Genomic DNA, 15861 nt, shown 5'->3' on the forward strand with positions numbered 1-15861 from the left:
TAGAACTGCATTTGATTAAGTTATTCGCTTATCAAATGCGGTTCTTTTTTTATACAAAAAAGGAGGAGAAGAAAGATGAAAATGAAGAAGATGGATTATCAAAATGTTAAAGGGACACAGGATTATTTACCAGAGGCGGAAGTGATCAGAAGGGAAGTCAGAAGGACGCTGGAGGACGTTTTCATCCAATACGGCTGCAAGCCACTTGAAACCCCAATCCTGAATTACACTGAGCTGCTTGCCTCGAAATATGCAGGTGGTGCTGAGATCCTGGAAGAGATGTACACCTTGACGGACAGGGGAGAAAGGGACCTCGCCCTGCGCTATGATTTGACGATTCCCTTTGCCAAGGTGGCAGCCATGAACCCGACCATCCCCATGCCGTTCAAGCGCTATGAAATCGGAAAAGTGTTCAGGGACGGACCTATCAAAGCGGGAAGGTTTCGGGAATTCACACAATGCGATGTTGACATAGTTGGCATCGATTCACAAGTGGCAGAAGCTGAGCTGATGATGATGGCACTGGATGCATTCGGAAAGCTCGATATGAAGGTGACCATTCAATACAATAACCGGAAACTGCTGACGGGGATGCTTGAAGTGTTCGGAGTGGAAGCGGATCGAATCAACCAAGCAGTCTTGATCCTCGACAAACTCGGAAAGATTGGTGTTGATGCGGTCATCTCAGAACTCGCGGACCTGTCCATTTCGGACAACACTAACCGATTGATCCAGCAATTTTTAACAGACAAGGACAATAACCGATTGGGCTATTTCGAATCATACGCCGATCAAAACGGCCAAATCAGGGAGGGGTTGGAAGAATTAAGGGACCTGACTTCCTACCTTGATTTCCTGGAAATCAACGAACAATGCGTCTTCAATCCCTTTTTAGCAAGAGGCCTGGAAATCTACACGGGGACCATTTATGAAATATTCTTAACGGACGGGTCCATCACATCAAGCATTGGTAGTGGCGGACGGTATGATAATGCTATAGGTGGGCTACTGGGAACAGATGAAAATATCTCGACCGTCGGCATTTCGTTTGGATTGGACGTCATCTATGCAGCCATCATGGCGACTCAGCGAAACGCGAAGAAAGCTTTCAACGTTGACTATTACGTCATTCCACTTGGTACCGGGAAGGAAGCTTTACGGGTGGCAAATGATTTAAGGCAAAAAGGCTATATCGTCGAACTTGAGATGAGCAGACGGAAATTAGGTAAGCTGTTGGAAAAAGCAAACAAAGAGGGGGTGGGGTATGTGATTGTTATAGGAGAAGAGGAGGTCAGGAAGAATCAGTATAAGGTGAAGAATATGGAAACCGGAGAGGAGCAAGTATGGAAGATGAATGATCTGAAATAGACTGTATGGTAAGCAGGTAATACTACCTGCCAGTACGTTACCTTTGTAAAAATCCCTAAGAAAAAAGATCGATTTTCCTTCACACAACCTTTATCAAGATGGGTACCAAACTACATACCCACTCAACATCCCTCTCCTAAAATGTAGTCGAATACATATTAGGGATAGGAGATGAAGAACATGAACAAAAAGTTGTTAGTCGGTACAGGAATTGCGGTTTCATTGTTATTGAGTCCGTTCAGCCAGGCGTTTGCAGAAGAGCCATCAGCAGGTGAGAAAAAGCAGGTAGAGAATATTGCACACCGCGGGGCGGCAGCCTATGCACCTGAAAATACGATTGCAAGCTATGATTTGGCAGTCGATATGAAGGCGGATTATATTGAAATCGATGTTCAACGAAGCAAAGATGGTGAATTGGTGGTCATCCATGACACATCAGTGGATCGCACAACCGATGGATCGGGAAAAGTAGGGGATCTGACACTCGAGGAAATGAAGAGTCTTGATGCAGGAAGCTGGAAAGGCGAACAATTTGCAGGAGAAGAGATCCCAACATTTGAAGAAGTGCTCGATCGCTATCATGGAAAAGTGGGGATCTTAATCGAAATGAAGTCTCCGGAGCTTTATCCTGGTATTGAGGAACAAGTAGCTGATGCTTTAAAGGAACGTCACCTCGATACACCGCAAAACGAAAAAATCATCCTTCAATCCTTTAATTTTGACTCTATGAAAAAGATGGATCAACTGCTTCCAAAAGTTCCAGTCGGAGTTTTAGCCTGGAGTCAGTCGCAAGCGACACCTGAAGCATTAAAAGAAATCTCTACGTACGCAGAATGGTTCAATCCGAGCTATGGAATCGTCACAGAACAAGTAGTGGAAGATGTTCATTCCCTAGATATGCAAATCGGGTCATGGACCGTGCGCAGTCATGAAGCGGCAGATTTCTTATTCGATATGAATGTGGATGCAATCATAACGGATTATCCGGATTATGTGGATCCTAGAAATTAATAGGTTAATAGAAAAGAAGTAGTGGATGCTGCTTTTTCTAATGCATGTGTATAATTCATTCTACTTCTGGCCATACTAACCCAATAGCCCTTTTCGTATTATAGCTCTGACTTGGCTCGTCCAAGTTAACCTACGCCTTACGAAAAAGGGTTTCTTTTTTTGTTTCTTAATGAAGAGTGTTACCCCAGTTAATTCTCCATATTCTTCATTCTCGACAACCCTACCATCATCTGTTACTATATAATAGTTACCCAAGATAACCATTACCTATGATAACTATATAAAAAGGAGGATCCACCAAATGAAATCGGAACAACAGTTTTTTCAGGAGCTGATCATGCTCTACAGGCCATTTGAAAATCAATTGAATGTTCAGCTGAATGAACACGGTCTGCATAGGGCTCAGTGGACGATTTTATATAATCTTTACCATAATGGACCAGCTTCCAATGTGGAGATCTCAAACTATCAAAGTGTTGAGAAGCCGACGATTACGAGGACGGTTCATCAGTTGGAGGAAGCGGGCTATATCGAGCGTATTCCCGGGAAGGATCGTCGGGAAAAGCGGATGCAGCTGACGGAGGCGGGCATTGTAGTGTATGAGAATGCCCGCAAAACCATTGATCGTTTTGAACAGACCATCATGGAAGGAATCAGCGAAGAGAAGCAGCTTGAAATGATGGAAATGATGAAAAAAATCAAAGAGAATTTGAACAGTTAAGGAGTTTTACAGATGAGTCAGACACAGTCAAAGCTATGGACCAAGGACTTCACACTCATGTCCATCGCCAACTTTTTCATTTATTTAATCTTTTATTTATTGCTTGTCACCATGGCGGTCTATGCCGTGGATGAATTCGGTGCATCGGAAAGTCAGGCGGGTCTTGTGACCGGGATCTTCATCATCGGGACCTTGATCGGACGATTATTCCTTGGCCGGTTGATCACGACCATCGGAAATAAGAAAATGCTGTTTGTCGGCATGGTCGCATTCATTGCCACCTCATGCCTGTATTTCGTGGAGGGCGGCATCAGTTTCTTACTGCTAACCCGTTTTCTTCACGGGGTGGCACTTGGGATGGTCAGTACGGCAACCGGTACCATCGTAGCAGAAATCATCCCTGCGAGCCGAAAAGGGGAAGGAATCGGTTACTACAGCATGAGCATCACACTCGCAACTGCCGTTGGTCCATTCTTTGGTCTTTTCTTAAGTCAGCATGCAAGCTTCAGAACGATCTTTGCCTTCTGTCTTGCGCTTGGGGTCATTAGCTACATTATTTCTCTGTTTGTGAAAATCCCGGTTGTCAAGAAACCGGCAGGGGAAAAAGCAGAGAAAGAGCGCCTGAGCCTGTCAAGCTTCATCGAGCCAAAGGCACTACCGATCGCGCTTGTCGTGCTGTTCGTTTCCCTTGCTTACTCAAGTGTCCTGTCGTTTATTAATTTCTATGCCATCGACATCGACCTTGTAGAAGCAGCGAGCGTGTTCTTTGTCGTCTATGCCGTAGCGATCCTCGTTTCGCGCCCATTCACCGGTAGACTGATGGATGCAAAAGGTGCCAAGGCTGTCATGCTGCCGGCGTTTGTCCTGTTCGCGGCGGGCTTGTTCCTGTTAAGCGCGGCCGGTAACACGATGATCCTGCTTCTTTCAGGTGTTCTGATCGGACTTGGATTCGGTAATATGCAATCCGTCACACAGGCGATTGCCGTGAAGGCCGTTCCACCTGAGCGCGTGGGGCTCGCAACGTCAACGTATTACATTTCCCTGGATGCAGGCCTTGGATTCGGACCTTATGTACTTGGCTTCCTGATTCCCTTGACTGGCTACCGGTCACTATACATGATCATGGGAATCCTGGTTGCTGCAACACTCGTACTCTACTACTTCCAGGAAAGAAAACAATCGCGCACAGTACTCGCGCATGAATAATCTTTAAACGTCATTCCTTTAAGGAGTCCGGCCAAGTGGTCGGACTCTTTTTTTTGAGGGACGGACCTTCAATAGTCCGATTCACCCGAATTTTTTACTGTGGTTTGAGGTCCGTCCCTCATTAATCGCCAACATAAACAATAATTTTATATTAAAAATTAATAATTATTTATTGTAAAACAATAAATAACATGATAAATTCATACTATATTATCAAGTGAGGTGCTATGAATGAAACGGGAAACACTTTTTTTGAAGATTGCTCTTTTTCTAATCGGGGCTCCCATTGCCGCTTTGTGCTTGATCGGATTACCACTGATCGCAATGGAGGCTGCGGGTTCGAAGGTAGCCTATGTCGTTTATGGGATGCTGGCCGTCATGTATGCATCGGCGATTCCTTTTTACACAGCGTTGTTTCAAGCGTTTAAATTGTTAAGGTTGATTGACCGGAACAACGCATTCTCAGGGGCATCCGTGAAGGCGTTGAAAATAATCAAGAAGTGTGCCATCGTGATCAGTCTCTTCTATGTAGCAGGATTGCCGCTCTTTTATATGCTGGCGCAGGTGGATGACGCACCGGGCATTATCGTGATCGGGATGATCTTCATCTTCGGATCAGCTGTCATTGCGGTATTTGCGGCGGTTCTCCAGAAGCTATTAAACAATGCCATCGAAATCAAATCTGAAAATGATTTAACGGTCTGAGGTGAAATTATGGCAATTATAATCAATATTGATGTGATGCTTGCGAAACGGAAAATGAGTGTAACGGAGCTTTCAGAAAAGGTGGGAATCACGATGGCAAACCTGTCGATCCTGAAAAATGGGAAGGCAAAGGCAGTTCGTCTCTCCACCTTGGACGCGATATGCAAGGCCCTTGATTGTCAGCCGGGAGATTTGCTTGAGTATCAGCGTGATGAAGAAGCAGAGTCATGATCATGAGAGCGGGCAAACAACTCCTTCGTTTCGGCTGGGAGCAGGCTCTGTCCTGCTTGTTTCCTGTGGTCATCTTTGCGTCTTTGGCTTTGACTCAAATCATTCCGGTCCCCTTCCTGCCAAGGTATGACTGGCTGCTCCTGATCTGCCTTCTGATGCAATGGGGAATGGTGAAATCGGGTCTCGAAACCCGGGATGAACTGAAGGTCATCACCCTGTTCCATCTGATCGGCCTTACCCTTGAACTGTTTAAAGTACATATGGGCTCGTGGTCTTATCCCGGGGAAGGCTATTCCAAACTGCTCGGTGTCCCTTTATACAGCGGATTCATGTATGCAAGTGTAGCAAGTTACCTGTGCCAGGCGTGGAGGAGGCTCAAGGTGGAACTGATTAAGTGGCCGCCGTTTTGGGCAGTCGTTGCCCTTGCCGCAGCGATATATTTGAACTTTTTTACCCACCATTATTGGATCGACGTCCGCTGGTGGCTTTCGGGCCTTGTCATGGTCGTCTTTTGGAAAACGTGGGTTGAATATGAGGTAGGTGGAACACGCTATTGCATGCCGCTTGCCTTGTCCTTTGTCCTCATCGGCTTCTTCATCTGGATCGCTGAAAACATTGCAACCTTCTTCGGTGCCTGGGAATACCCGAATCAGACCGATGCCTGGAGCCTCGTTCATCTCGGGAAGGTCAGCTCATGGCTTCTCCTCGTCATTGTCAGCTTTTTGATTGTAGCAACATTGAAACGTGTAAAGGGAAAGGGTGGGGCAACCCAATTTCCAACCGAACATTCCCTGCAAGGACAGGAGGGAAGAGTATGAAGAAAATGACTTTTGTATTCATTTTGGTCCACTTCAGCATCTTTTTTTTTGGATTATGAATTCCGGTTACTTATTTTCACCCTATGGAGTTTCGGTTTGGGTTTCCATTGTAGCGATCGGATTTATCATTCAAATCAAGCTGGATAAAGTGAGCATAAATAGAAGAATACTCGCCATCTCAAATGGCTGGATGGTGTTTTTGATGGTGGCAACCGTGTTTATCTATTTTGCTGTCAGTTCGATGCCTTAATATATAGTAGGAACAGGTCCCTTGGTACGCCATTGGGGCTTTTTTTAGTAAAAATATGGAACCTTTGTGGAGCTGAAACGTACATGTACTAACATGAAAAAATGGAGGAATCACTATGGACTACGGTTTGCTGATGATCGGTCTTGCTCTTGTCCTGGTTTCATATTTAGTCGGTGTCAAAAAACAAACATGGCTGTTAGCAGGCTTCAATGAAAAGATGATCAAAAATAAGTCTTTATTGGGTACTATTACGGGGCTTTTCTTCTTTCTTCCATTAGGGTTGATGGTGATCATCAACAGCTTTATCGATTATGCCTATGAGGGAACCATTCTGGTGGTGGTCATGTTGGTTCTGTTAACGGGCGTGTATGTATTCATTAATAGGAGGCTTATGGATTGATGGAAGAAGAGTATGTCATGATCAACGGAAAGAACGTTTTTATCACTAAAAAAGGAGCAGGGGAGCCGATTGTTTTCCTCCACGGCGGTCCAGGCGGGAGTTCTGACTATTTCCTCCCTCACATGGAGCCTTTAGGGGAAAGCTTTCAGATCATTTTTTATGATCAAACGGGGTGCGGAAGATCAGAAGTAGGGGAAGGCCATTCATATTCCATAGATGATGAAGTCAACCATCTTGAAGAAGTCAGAAAATCCCTCAACCTGGAGAAAATGACGCTTTTCGGCGAGTCTTGGGGGAGCATTCTGGGCCTATCGTATGCGGCGAAACATCCGGACCGCATCCATAAACTTGTCCTTACTGCCGCAATCGGTTTATCTTCTCAAGACTATCGGGCCTTCAAAGAACGCCTTTTTCGAAAACTCGGATTCCACAAGAAAATGCTGCTCGGTTATTATTCCCTTTCTTCTCTATTGGGTGTCGATTCTTCTCGAAAGCTTGAACAACTTTTCGACCCTCATTACGTGTATTCAGTCGACACATTAAAAAAGAAAGCAATGATCTCATACAACCAGGATGCCCTTAAGCATATTGGCAAAGAACTTGACCACCATTACAATCTGGTCCCGTCCTTGCCTGTTTTTAGATCTCTCCCCATCATGATTGCTCAAGGATCACACGATATATTACCGCCTGCCTATATGAAGGAAAACGTTTTGGTACATTTGAATAATGTCATCCTTAAAGAAGTAGAAGAAAGCGGGCACTGGACCATACTTGAGCAACCGGAAAAAATGATTGCATTAACACGTGAATTCATGAGTTCCACAGGGACAGCCTCCCCGGTTCACTCTTAAGAGCCAAGATTCCTGTCCCCTTGGCATGCCAACACATCGGCACACACCTAATAAAGGATAAACCAATCCCCTCCTCGAATAGAAATAGGTAGAACGGAGGGAAGCTCATGAATGGCAGGATTGTAGTGGAGAATCTAACCAAAACATTTAAAAAAGGAAACGTGCAGGCAGTGAAAGGTATATCTTTCCGAGTCGAGGAGGGGGAGTTTTTCGCTTTTTTAGGTCCCAATGGGGCCGGGAAATCGACGACGGTGCAGATTTTGACGACATTGATCAATGCTTCTTCTGGAAAAGTGGAAGTGGCCGGATATGATGTCATCGGGGAGGCGGAACACGTCCGCCGGCATATCGGCGTGGCCCTTCAGGAGACGGGGGTCGACCCGGATCTGACCGGCCGTGAGATGGTGGAGCTTCAGGCTTTTATTTTCGGCTTCGGGAAGGAAGAAGGGAAACGAAGGGCACAGGAGCTTCTGGAAATTGTGGATTTATCAGAAGCATCTGAGCGAAGGATCGGTGGTTATTCCGGGGGGATGAGAAGGAGACTGGACCTTGCCCTCACCCTGGTCAACGAACCGAATATCCTTTTTCTGGACGAACCGACGACAGGACTGGATCCGTCGAGCCGTGCAGCGATCTGGAAAGAGCTGCGCCGTCTGAACAAGGAGAAGGGAACGACGATCTTTCTCACAACGCAGTATCTGGAAGAAGCCGACTCCCTCGCAGACCGGATCGGCATCATCAATAAAGGCGAAATCGTCGCCATGGGATCACCGAAGGACTTGAAGGCAGAGATCGGGCAGGATCTCATTACCCTCACCTTGAAAGACCGGGATGTGATCGAACATAGTGTGAACCTGATTCGCACCCAAATGGAAGGGGTCGATGTCCTCGCCCAACAAGAAAAGATCCTCGTTTATGTAGAAGAGGGAACGAAGCAGCTTCTTGAGGTCGTCCGTATCCTTGACACAGAGGATATCGGAATCATCGATATTCAATTGTCTTCTCCTACACTGGACGATATCTTCCTTAAATTGACGAGCGAGACGAAGGAAGGGGTGAAGAGCCATGGGGAATAATGTGTTCAAGGACACGTGGCTCATGACGATCCGGAACATCAAAACCACCATCCGTAACCCGTTTTCATTCATTCCTAATCTGATTATTTCAGCTTTCTTCCTTCTGGTGTACGAGGGAGGACTGAGCGGTATATCCCAGTTGCCGACCTTTGAAGGTGCCGATTACCTTGCCTTCATCCTTCCCGTTTCGATTGTATCTGCTGCCATCGGTGGAGCTGGGGGAGCGGGGCAGAGCATCGTAAAGGATATTGAAACCGGCTTTTTCTCAAGACTGCTTTTAACACCGGCATCGCGACTTGCCATCGTCCTCGGTCCGATCATTGCCGGAATGCTGCAGCTGCTTGTTCAGACGCTCCTTATCATAGGAATGGCCTTTTTACTCGGTCTGAACGTCAAAACAGGATTTGCCGGGGTTTTGTTTGTCCTGCTGATCGCGATTGGCTGGGGACTTGCTTTTGCCGGGTATTCCGTCGGGATTGCCCTGCGGACGAGAAATGCCCAGGCCGCCCAGGCGGGGACATTTATCTTTTTCCCGCTCATTTTCTTAAGCACGACCTTTGTTCCACTTGAATTGATCGAGGCTCAGTGGTTAAAGATTGCGGCCACGATCAACCCGACGACCTATGTGTTTGAAAGCATGCGGACCGCTCTCATCGACGGCTGGGTGTTTTGGGATCTGATGCAGGGTGTGATCGCCATTGTGATCGTTTGTGCCATCACGATTACATTCGCCGCCGTGTCTGCGAAAGGTGCGGTATCACGGAAATAAAAAGCAGAATCCTTCTCTGGATGGGGGAGGATTCTATTTTAAAAAAGCGGTTGACAATTCTAACTGTAAATATTATTATTACAGTGTACCCGGAATCAGGAGTGCATTTATTTTCATCATAACTGTTACTTTTTTTATTACATTTAAAAAGGAGTGTGTAAACACATGGTCAATTTATTTCTGACACCGAGCTGTACGTCCTGCCGCAAAGCGAGAGCGTGGCTAGATGAACATTCAATACCCTATGTGGAACGCAATATGCTGACAGAACCATTGACGCCTGATGAAATCAAGTCGATCCTCCGCCTGACGGAAAATGGCACAGAGGATATCATCTCTAAACAATCAAAGGCGTACCAGGAGTTGAAAGTAGACATTGATTCATTACCACTCCAGGATTTATATAAACTAATCAGGGAAAACCCCCTTATACTGAAACGACCGATCATGCTGGATGAGAAAAGATTGCAGATCGGATATAACGATGAAGAAATCCGTAGCTTTCTCCCAAGGAAAGTGCGTAACTTCGAATACAATGAGTTGCAAAAGCTGGCCAATTAACCGTAAAACCGGATTCTTGACAGTGTAAACTGTAAAAGTTAACATTACAGTAACATCCGTGAAGGAGGCAGGCCATGAATAGTGACTTTACCTTAGCCATCCACAGTTTAACGTACTTGGCACTGCAGACGGACCGCATGTCGACAAGCGATGCGATTTCAGAAAGTGCAGGGGTCCATCCGGTCCGGATCCGCAAAGTCCTCAGTCTTCTGAAAAAGCAGGGATTCATTGCGTCGAAAGAAGGGACAGGCGGCGGATTCATCTTTGCCATGGACCTCAGCGATATTAACTTGTGGGATATTTATAAAATCACATCAGAAGGCGCCCTGCAGCCAAAATGCACTGCTACCAATGATAAGTGTCTAGTGGGCGCCAATATGAAAAGTGTCCTGTTCCAGATTTTCCTCGGTGCAGAAGAAAAACTGGGAGATTACTTAAAGGATTATACGATTAAAGACATCGTCGAGATGATTCATCAGGAGAAAGCATAAAAGGCTTTCTTTTTGACTAATTGTAACAAATAACATTACAGTTTGGAAGGTGAAAAGGAATGTCAAACGAGCAAACACTTTTAAAAATTGGAGATTGGGTCAAAGGGAAATTACTTACCGGAGAACTGGTCATCGGCTATATTGAGAACCTGGACACCAAAGGAGAAGCTGTCAAAGCGAAAATCGTGACCAGCGATAATAAAACGATCGAAGGGAAGATACTTCCCCTGCTAAACAGACAAATAAACAAAATTCCCGATACACATGTCAAAAATAAAGAACAGATCCAGTATCTGATCGACCTGGCCCTCGAAACGGGAGACGAAGAGTGGTTCCTTGAGCTGACAGCTAAGTTGAACTCCATGTGGGAACTGGTTGAGGGTGTGAAGTGAATAGAGTGAAGAAAAGCTGAAGGGGTTGGCTCTTCAGCTTTTTATTTGTGAGAGAGAAAGAAAATTCGACAAGCTGGCATGATTATCTGAAATCCCGCTCGATTGTTTCATATACCGCTTGATTTCTAAGAAATCCGGCATGATTAAATGAAATCTCGCATGAAAGGACTAAAAATCCGCATGAATCCCGTCTTCCCCGTAAATGCGAGTTACTCCATCAGTCCAAAATAAGCATAAAAAGACAGGTGAGTAGCAATCAGGAAGAATAAGATGGAAGCAAGGAGGGATTTTACATGTCGGATTTCACAGTACAAATCTTTCAATTGAGGGGCAGCTCATATCATATCGGGGTAGATACGGGTGAAGAGATGAGAGCAACGTCAATCTTACATATGCTGGGTTCGATCACCAAACAAGAGATTGATCTTCCTGAAATGAAATCGATTTATTCCTCGTTCGCTCCACACCTTCTGGATGAGCTGGAAGGCCTTGCAGAAGGATTTGGTATTTCTTCTCATAAAGCAGCGGCTTTGTTTAGTGGCTATGACGTCCCAAAGACTGAAGCAATGGGATGTTCCAGCCTTCTTACTAAGGATTATTATGTGAGGAATTATGATTTTTCCCCGGATTTATATGATGGGGTTTTTAGCCTGGTGAAACCGGAACAGGCCTTTGCGTCCGCAGGGTATAATCTTCAGCTCCTGGGGAGGCATGACGGCGTGAACGAACATGGCCTGGTTGCAGGCTTGCACTTTGTCAGTCATGACGGCTACAGAAAAGGGGTCTCTCCGTGGGCTGGCATACGGATGGTTCTGGATACGTGTTCTTCCCTTGAAGAAGCAGTTACCTTACTAAAGGAAATCCCGCACTCCGCCTGTTATAACTTTTCCCTCGGAGACCGAAATGGAAAGATGGCAGAAGTGGAAGCGAGCCCTGAGAAGGTGACGGTCAGGTATGGAGAATCTTTTCTATCATGTGTGAATCATTTTCAGTATGAACAAATGAAAAGGAAAAACCGCCCATCCATTGAAGGCTCCCTCGAACGAAATAAACATCTACTCAGTTTAAACGAAAAACAGCTTTCCCATCAACAACTGTTTCACCATTTTAAAGACATCGATTCACCGGTTTTCTTCACGGATTACGAGAATTTATTCGGCACCCTTCACACCTTTTCGTATTCCTATCATGATTCAAGAATCCTTACAACCATTGCCGGGAGCAAAGAGGTCCTGGACGTGAACTTTCAGAATTGGGTAACAGGAGGCGACATTCTCAGAAAGAACCTGAGTGGCTACATAGAGTGAACATAGAAAAGCTGATCCCACGCCAAGACGGGATCAGCTTTTTCTTCATCCAAAAGTCGTAGAACCCATATGCCCCAACGACCGAAGATGAAAAATGAAAGGATGAATATACTTAATTTATACAGTATTCAAATTATAGTGAATATTTTCATCCGTTGGTATAAAATAGAATTTTGTGAGGGGGTTCAACATGAACTTATTAAAAATAACTTTAAATCATTTTAAGCCTTATTGGAGGAAGCTTTTAGTGGCACTCGTTTTTTCCGTCATCGGAGGTCTCTTTACCATCGTTCCGTCGATTCTCGTGAAGAGGTTGGTAGATGACGTCATTGTCGGAGGGGATCTGAACTTTCTTGTCTGGGTAGTAGGCGGGATTCTCGGAGCTTATCTCGGAAAGTCCCTGTTTGAAACAATGCAGGAATATGTGCAGGTCAAGATCGGGCTTGATGTGATCACAGATATGCAGATCCGGGCGTTCAGGAAGTTGCACCGGACCCCGATGTCGTTTTTCTCGAAGACGCCGAGGGGGGATATGCTCTTCCGTCTAACACACGATGTGGAATCGATTCAGAACCTTAATAATACGGTCGTACCCCGCATTCTGCAGCAGGTGGTGGGAGCGGTCGCTGCCTTTTCAACGGTGTTTGTTTTATTCTGGCCTGCGGCGATCGTCATGTTCGCGGTTTTTGCCATTTATATCATTCCTTCCTTTACATTGGGGAAAAAAATGCGGAAGATGAGCGCGGTCCAGCGGGAGATGAGTGCGGATATGTATCAGCACCTGCAGGAAAGCATTGAAAGTGTCCGACTGGTGAGGACTTATCAGACGCAGGATATGGAAGTTGGCACGCAGGAGAAGAAGCTGAGTGATTGGAAACAATTCTCGATCCGGGCAGCACTGATCGGAAAGGTGAATTGGCGCCTCGGGAATCTCTTTAATATCGCAGCACCTGGTGTGGTCATGCTGATCGGAGGCTGGGCGATCTGGGACGGAACGATCACGATCGGTACGCTCGTTGCCTGCCTGAGCTTCATTCCCATCATGTTTTTACCCGTGAGATCCATGGCAGAACATGCCTTGACCATTCAGCAGGCGATTCCGGCCCTGCAGCGGATTTACGAATATTTCGATCTGCCGGAAGAACATGAAGAGAAGCTTCCTGCTTTTGGTCTTGTAAAAGGAAAAATAGACTTACAGAATCTATGGTTTTCGTATCCCGGGACGGATAAGCAGGTCTTAAAAGGCGTTTCTTTGTCTCTCGAACAGGGGAACCATATCGGGATCGTCGGAACGAGTGGCGGAGGGAAGAGTACGCTTGTCCAGCTGTTACTTGGATTGTATGAACCACAGCAGGGCTCGGTGATGATCGATGACAAGAATCTATTCGACTATAACCGGAACAGCTTCCGCAAGCAGGTAGGGGTCGTATCCCAGGAAACTTTCCTCTTAAATAGTACACTCCGGCAAAATCTGTTGTACGGAAAACCCGATGCGACGACAGAAGAACTCGATCAGGCTGTAGAAGCGGCAGGGTTGAAGGAGTTGATCCTTTCACTGGAGGAAGGATATGAAACGATCGTCGGGGAGAGGGGATTGAAACTTTCAGGCGGACAGAGGCAAAGGGTGGCCATGGCTCGTGCCATCCTTAGACAGCCGCCTGTTCTGATCTTCGATGAAGCGACTTCTTCCCTTGACGGTGAAACGGAAGAGCGGGTGCAGGCTTCCTTGGAAAAACTGATTCCGGGACGGACAACGATCACCATCGCCCACCGTCTTGTCACCGTAAGGAATGCCGATGTCATCATTCTTCTCGATGGAGGAGTCGTGGCGGAAAAAGGCACTCATGAAGAACTGCTTTTAATGCAAGGGAAGTATTATGAATTATACAAGGCTCAATACAGCGAACTTGAAAGGGAGATGATCGGATGAGCGCCAAGAATCGCGACGGCAGAAGAGTACTGAGCTTTCTCCGACCGTATAAAAAATGGGTCATCGCGGACTCCATCGTCATCGCCATCAGCCAGGTATTCTCGGCATTGATCCCGACTCTTGCCTTAAGCTGGCTCGTGGATACGATCATTCCCAACGAACACTATAACTGGCTATGGGGATTGATGTGGCTACTGATTTTATCTGCAGTACTGGATCTGGTCATGATGGTCATCGACGAGTATTTCTGTCATCAGACCGCAAAGACCGTGACGAATTGGCAGAAGCTTCGTCTGTTCCGCCATCTGCAGATTGTCCCGTATTCGTTTTACCATCATAATTCCACAGGGGAGATGCTTGCAAGGGTATCGGATGATCCGGACACACTTCACAATTTTCTGGCGTGGGAAGGCTCCACTTTCATGGCAAGCGTGCAGGGGGTCTTTATTTACAGCCTGGTGCTCCTATGGATTCATCCTTACCTGATGATTACAAGCGTCGTCCTTGGCGTGATTTTCTACTGGACTTCTAATGTCGTAGGAGCAAGAACCCGAATGGCGTCAGCGGATGCCAGGAAAGAAGCGTCGAGATATCTTGAAAGATTGAGAGAGTCAGTGACGGGCATCCATCTCTCCCGGGTCATGGGCGTGTCGGAGAGTGAAGTGGACAGCGTGATCTCCATCCGTGACAGCTTCGTGCAGCACTCGGTGAAAGAACTGAAAGCGAGGATGCAATCCGTTGTCGTCATTGCGAGTTATAACGGATTTGCCCTGGGACTGGTTTATTTGATCAGTACGCTCTTAATCTGGAATCAAGGACTGACAAGTGGCCAGATGCTGACAGCCGGTGGACTCGTGACCATTGCGGCAAATGAGATGCAAAGGCTTCTCAGAAACTGGCTTTCTGTCAGAAGAACAGGTCCTGCGTTGGATCGTTCAGAAATTTTGCTTGCCGAGGAAGTGTCGGAAGCTGAGGTGTCAGAAGGCATCGCCGGTGAACGGGCTATCGGCAGCATCCGTCTTCAGGACGTCGCATTTTCTTATCCTGGTAAAGATGAAAATGTATTAAAGGGTGTTTCTTTTTCCATTGGTGCCGGGGAAAAATGGGCACTGGTCGGCCCGAGCGGATCAGGCAAATCCACGATTGTCGATCTCTTATTCAAGCTCTATGATACGGGAGTCGGCCTGATTGAAGTGGATGGCAGGGATATTAGGGAGTGGGATACAGCGTGGCTGCGGTCGCAGATGGCCATTGTCACCCAGGATGTCATGCTGAGGAGTGGAACATTGGCTGATAATCTGCGGATCGGAAAGCGGGATGCGACGGACAGGGAACTTTTGAAAGCACTCGAAGACAGCGGGCTCGGTGATCTGATCGAGACGCTGCCGGAAGGGCTTCATACATCGATCGGTGAAAGGGGAAGCCTCTTATCGGGTGGACAGAAACAGCGTCTGTCACTTGCCAGGGCATTATTGAAGGACGCGCCTATCTTGATCCTGGATGAAGCAAGCTCCGCACTTGATCCGATAACGGAAACGAAGATCAACGAAGCCGTACTGAGAGCCGGGAAGAATCAAACGATCATCATCGTATCCCACCGGCTATCGACGGTCCTGTCTGCGGATCAAATCGTCGTCCTGGAGGATGGACGGATTGCAGAGCAAGGAAAACACGCTGAACTTCTTCAGAATCAATCCGGTGTCTATTCGAGACTCTTTGGCAGGGAAGTGGAAATTGGCGGGGCGACGATTGATTATGTGTCGTGAGGTCA

At 46.5% G+C, this 15861-nt stretch carries 18 protein-coding genes; all 18 read left to right on the forward strand.

The window, feature by feature from the left end; translation table 11 throughout:
- Window positions 1–81: 81 nt before the first annotated feature.
- The 18 genes from AC0VXY_RS05350 (at window position 82) to AC0VXY_RS05435 (ending at window position 15856) form a co-directional block, all read left to right on the forward strand.
- Window positions 82–1368: a histidine--tRNA ligase gene (locus AC0VXY_RS05350; protein ID WP_475527814.1), complete on the forward strand. Its 1287-nt coding sequence runs from the start codon at window positions 82–84 to the stop codon at window positions 1366–1368.
- Window positions 1369–1548: 180 nt separating this feature from the next.
- A complete protein-coding gene (locus AC0VXY_RS05355) occupies window positions 1549–2379 on the forward strand; it encodes a glycerophosphodiester phosphodiesterase (protein WP_475527195.1) in 831 nt (276 codons plus the stop codon).
- Window positions 2380–2680: 301 nt separating this feature from the next.
- Complete coding sequence (locus AC0VXY_RS05360; protein WP_475527196.1) at window positions 2681–3100, forward strand: MarR family winged helix-turn-helix transcriptional regulator; 420 nt, start codon at window positions 2681–2683, stop codon at window positions 3098–3100.
- Between the two features lie 12 nt (window positions 3101–3112).
- Entirely contained in the window at window positions 3113–4306 is a 1194-nt protein-coding gene (locus tag AC0VXY_RS05365; RefSeq protein WP_475527197.1) for an MFS transporter, read from the forward strand.
- Between the two features lie 231 nt (window positions 4307–4537).
- Window positions 4538–5011 carry a DUF2975 domain-containing protein gene (locus AC0VXY_RS05370; RefSeq protein WP_475527198.1) on the forward strand — a complete coding sequence of 158 codons (474 nt, stop codon included), beginning with the start codon at window positions 4538–4540 and terminating at the stop codon, window positions 5009–5011.
- Between the two features lie 9 nt (window positions 5012–5020).
- Window positions 5021–5242: a helix-turn-helix domain-containing protein gene (locus AC0VXY_RS05375; protein WP_034762209.1), complete on the forward strand. Its 222-nt coding sequence runs from the start codon at window positions 5021–5023 to the stop codon at window positions 5240–5242.
- 2 nt (window positions 5243–5244) lie between these two features.
- Window positions 5245–6060 (forward strand): DUF817 domain-containing protein, encoded by an 816-nt coding sequence (locus tag AC0VXY_RS05380; RefSeq protein ID WP_475527815.1) that lies wholly within the window; start codon window positions 5245–5247, stop codon window positions 6058–6060.
- Window positions 6061–6115: 55 nt separating this feature from the next.
- Window positions 6116–6310, forward strand: coding sequence for a hypothetical protein (locus AC0VXY_RS05385; protein WP_475527199.1), 195 nt, complete (start codon window positions 6116–6118; stop codon window positions 6308–6310).
- Window positions 6311–6425: 115 nt separating this feature from the next.
- Window positions 6426–6710, forward strand: coding sequence for a DUF3784 domain-containing protein (locus AC0VXY_RS05390; protein WP_435992639.1), 285 nt, complete (start codon window positions 6426–6428; stop codon window positions 6708–6710).
- The gene (locus AC0VXY_RS05395) at window positions 6710–7564 is read left to right on the forward strand and encodes an alpha/beta fold hydrolase (RefSeq protein ID WP_475527816.1); all 855 of its coding nucleotides are present in this window, start codon (window positions 6710–6712) and stop codon (window positions 7562–7564) included. Before AC0VXY_RS05390 ends, AC0VXY_RS05395 begins: the two co-directional genes overlap by 1 nt.
- A 107-nt stretch (window positions 7565–7671) precedes the next feature.
- Entirely contained in the window at window positions 7672–8640 is a 969-nt protein-coding gene (locus tag AC0VXY_RS05400) for an ATP-binding cassette domain-containing protein (protein ID WP_435992637.1), read from the forward strand.
- A complete protein-coding gene (locus AC0VXY_RS05405; RefSeq protein WP_435992635.1) occupies window positions 8630–9409 on the forward strand; it encodes an ABC transporter permease in 780 nt (259 codons plus the stop codon). Before AC0VXY_RS05400 ends, AC0VXY_RS05405 begins: the two co-directional genes overlap by 11 nt.
- Window positions 9410–9574: 165 nt before the next feature.
- Window positions 9575–9970, forward strand: coding sequence for a transcriptional regulator SpxA (gene spxA, locus AC0VXY_RS05410; RefSeq protein WP_435992633.1), 396 nt, complete (start codon window positions 9575–9577; stop codon window positions 9968–9970).
- Between the two features lie 74 nt (window positions 9971–10044).
- Window positions 10045–10461 carry an RrF2 family transcriptional regulator gene (locus tag AC0VXY_RS05415; RefSeq protein WP_435992631.1) on the forward strand — a complete coding sequence of 139 codons (417 nt, stop codon included), beginning with the start codon at window positions 10045–10047 and terminating at the stop codon, window positions 10459–10461.
- 59 nt (window positions 10462–10520) lie between these two features.
- Window positions 10521–10853, forward strand: coding sequence for an IDEAL domain-containing protein (locus AC0VXY_RS05420; RefSeq protein WP_475527200.1), 333 nt, complete (start codon window positions 10521–10523; stop codon window positions 10851–10853).
- A gap of 293 nt (window positions 10854–11146) precedes the next feature.
- Complete coding sequence (locus AC0VXY_RS05425) at window positions 11147–12160, forward strand: C45 family autoproteolytic acyltransferase/hydolase (protein WP_475527201.1); 1014 nt, start codon at window positions 11147–11149, stop codon at window positions 12158–12160.
- Window positions 12161–12350: 190 nt separating this feature from the next.
- Complete coding sequence (locus AC0VXY_RS05430) at window positions 12351–14090, forward strand: ABC transporter ATP-binding protein (RefSeq protein ID WP_475527202.1); 1740 nt, start codon at window positions 12351–12353, stop codon at window positions 14088–14090.
- Window positions 14087–15856 (forward strand): ABC transporter ATP-binding protein, encoded by a 1770-nt coding sequence (locus tag AC0VXY_RS05435; RefSeq protein WP_475527203.1) that lies wholly within the window; start codon window positions 14087–14089, stop codon window positions 15854–15856. Before AC0VXY_RS05430 ends, AC0VXY_RS05435 begins: the two co-directional genes overlap by 4 nt.
- Window positions 15857–15861 lie beyond the last annotated feature (5 nt).

The organism is Rossellomorea sp. QJM3NY_18 (assembly GCF_056173145.1).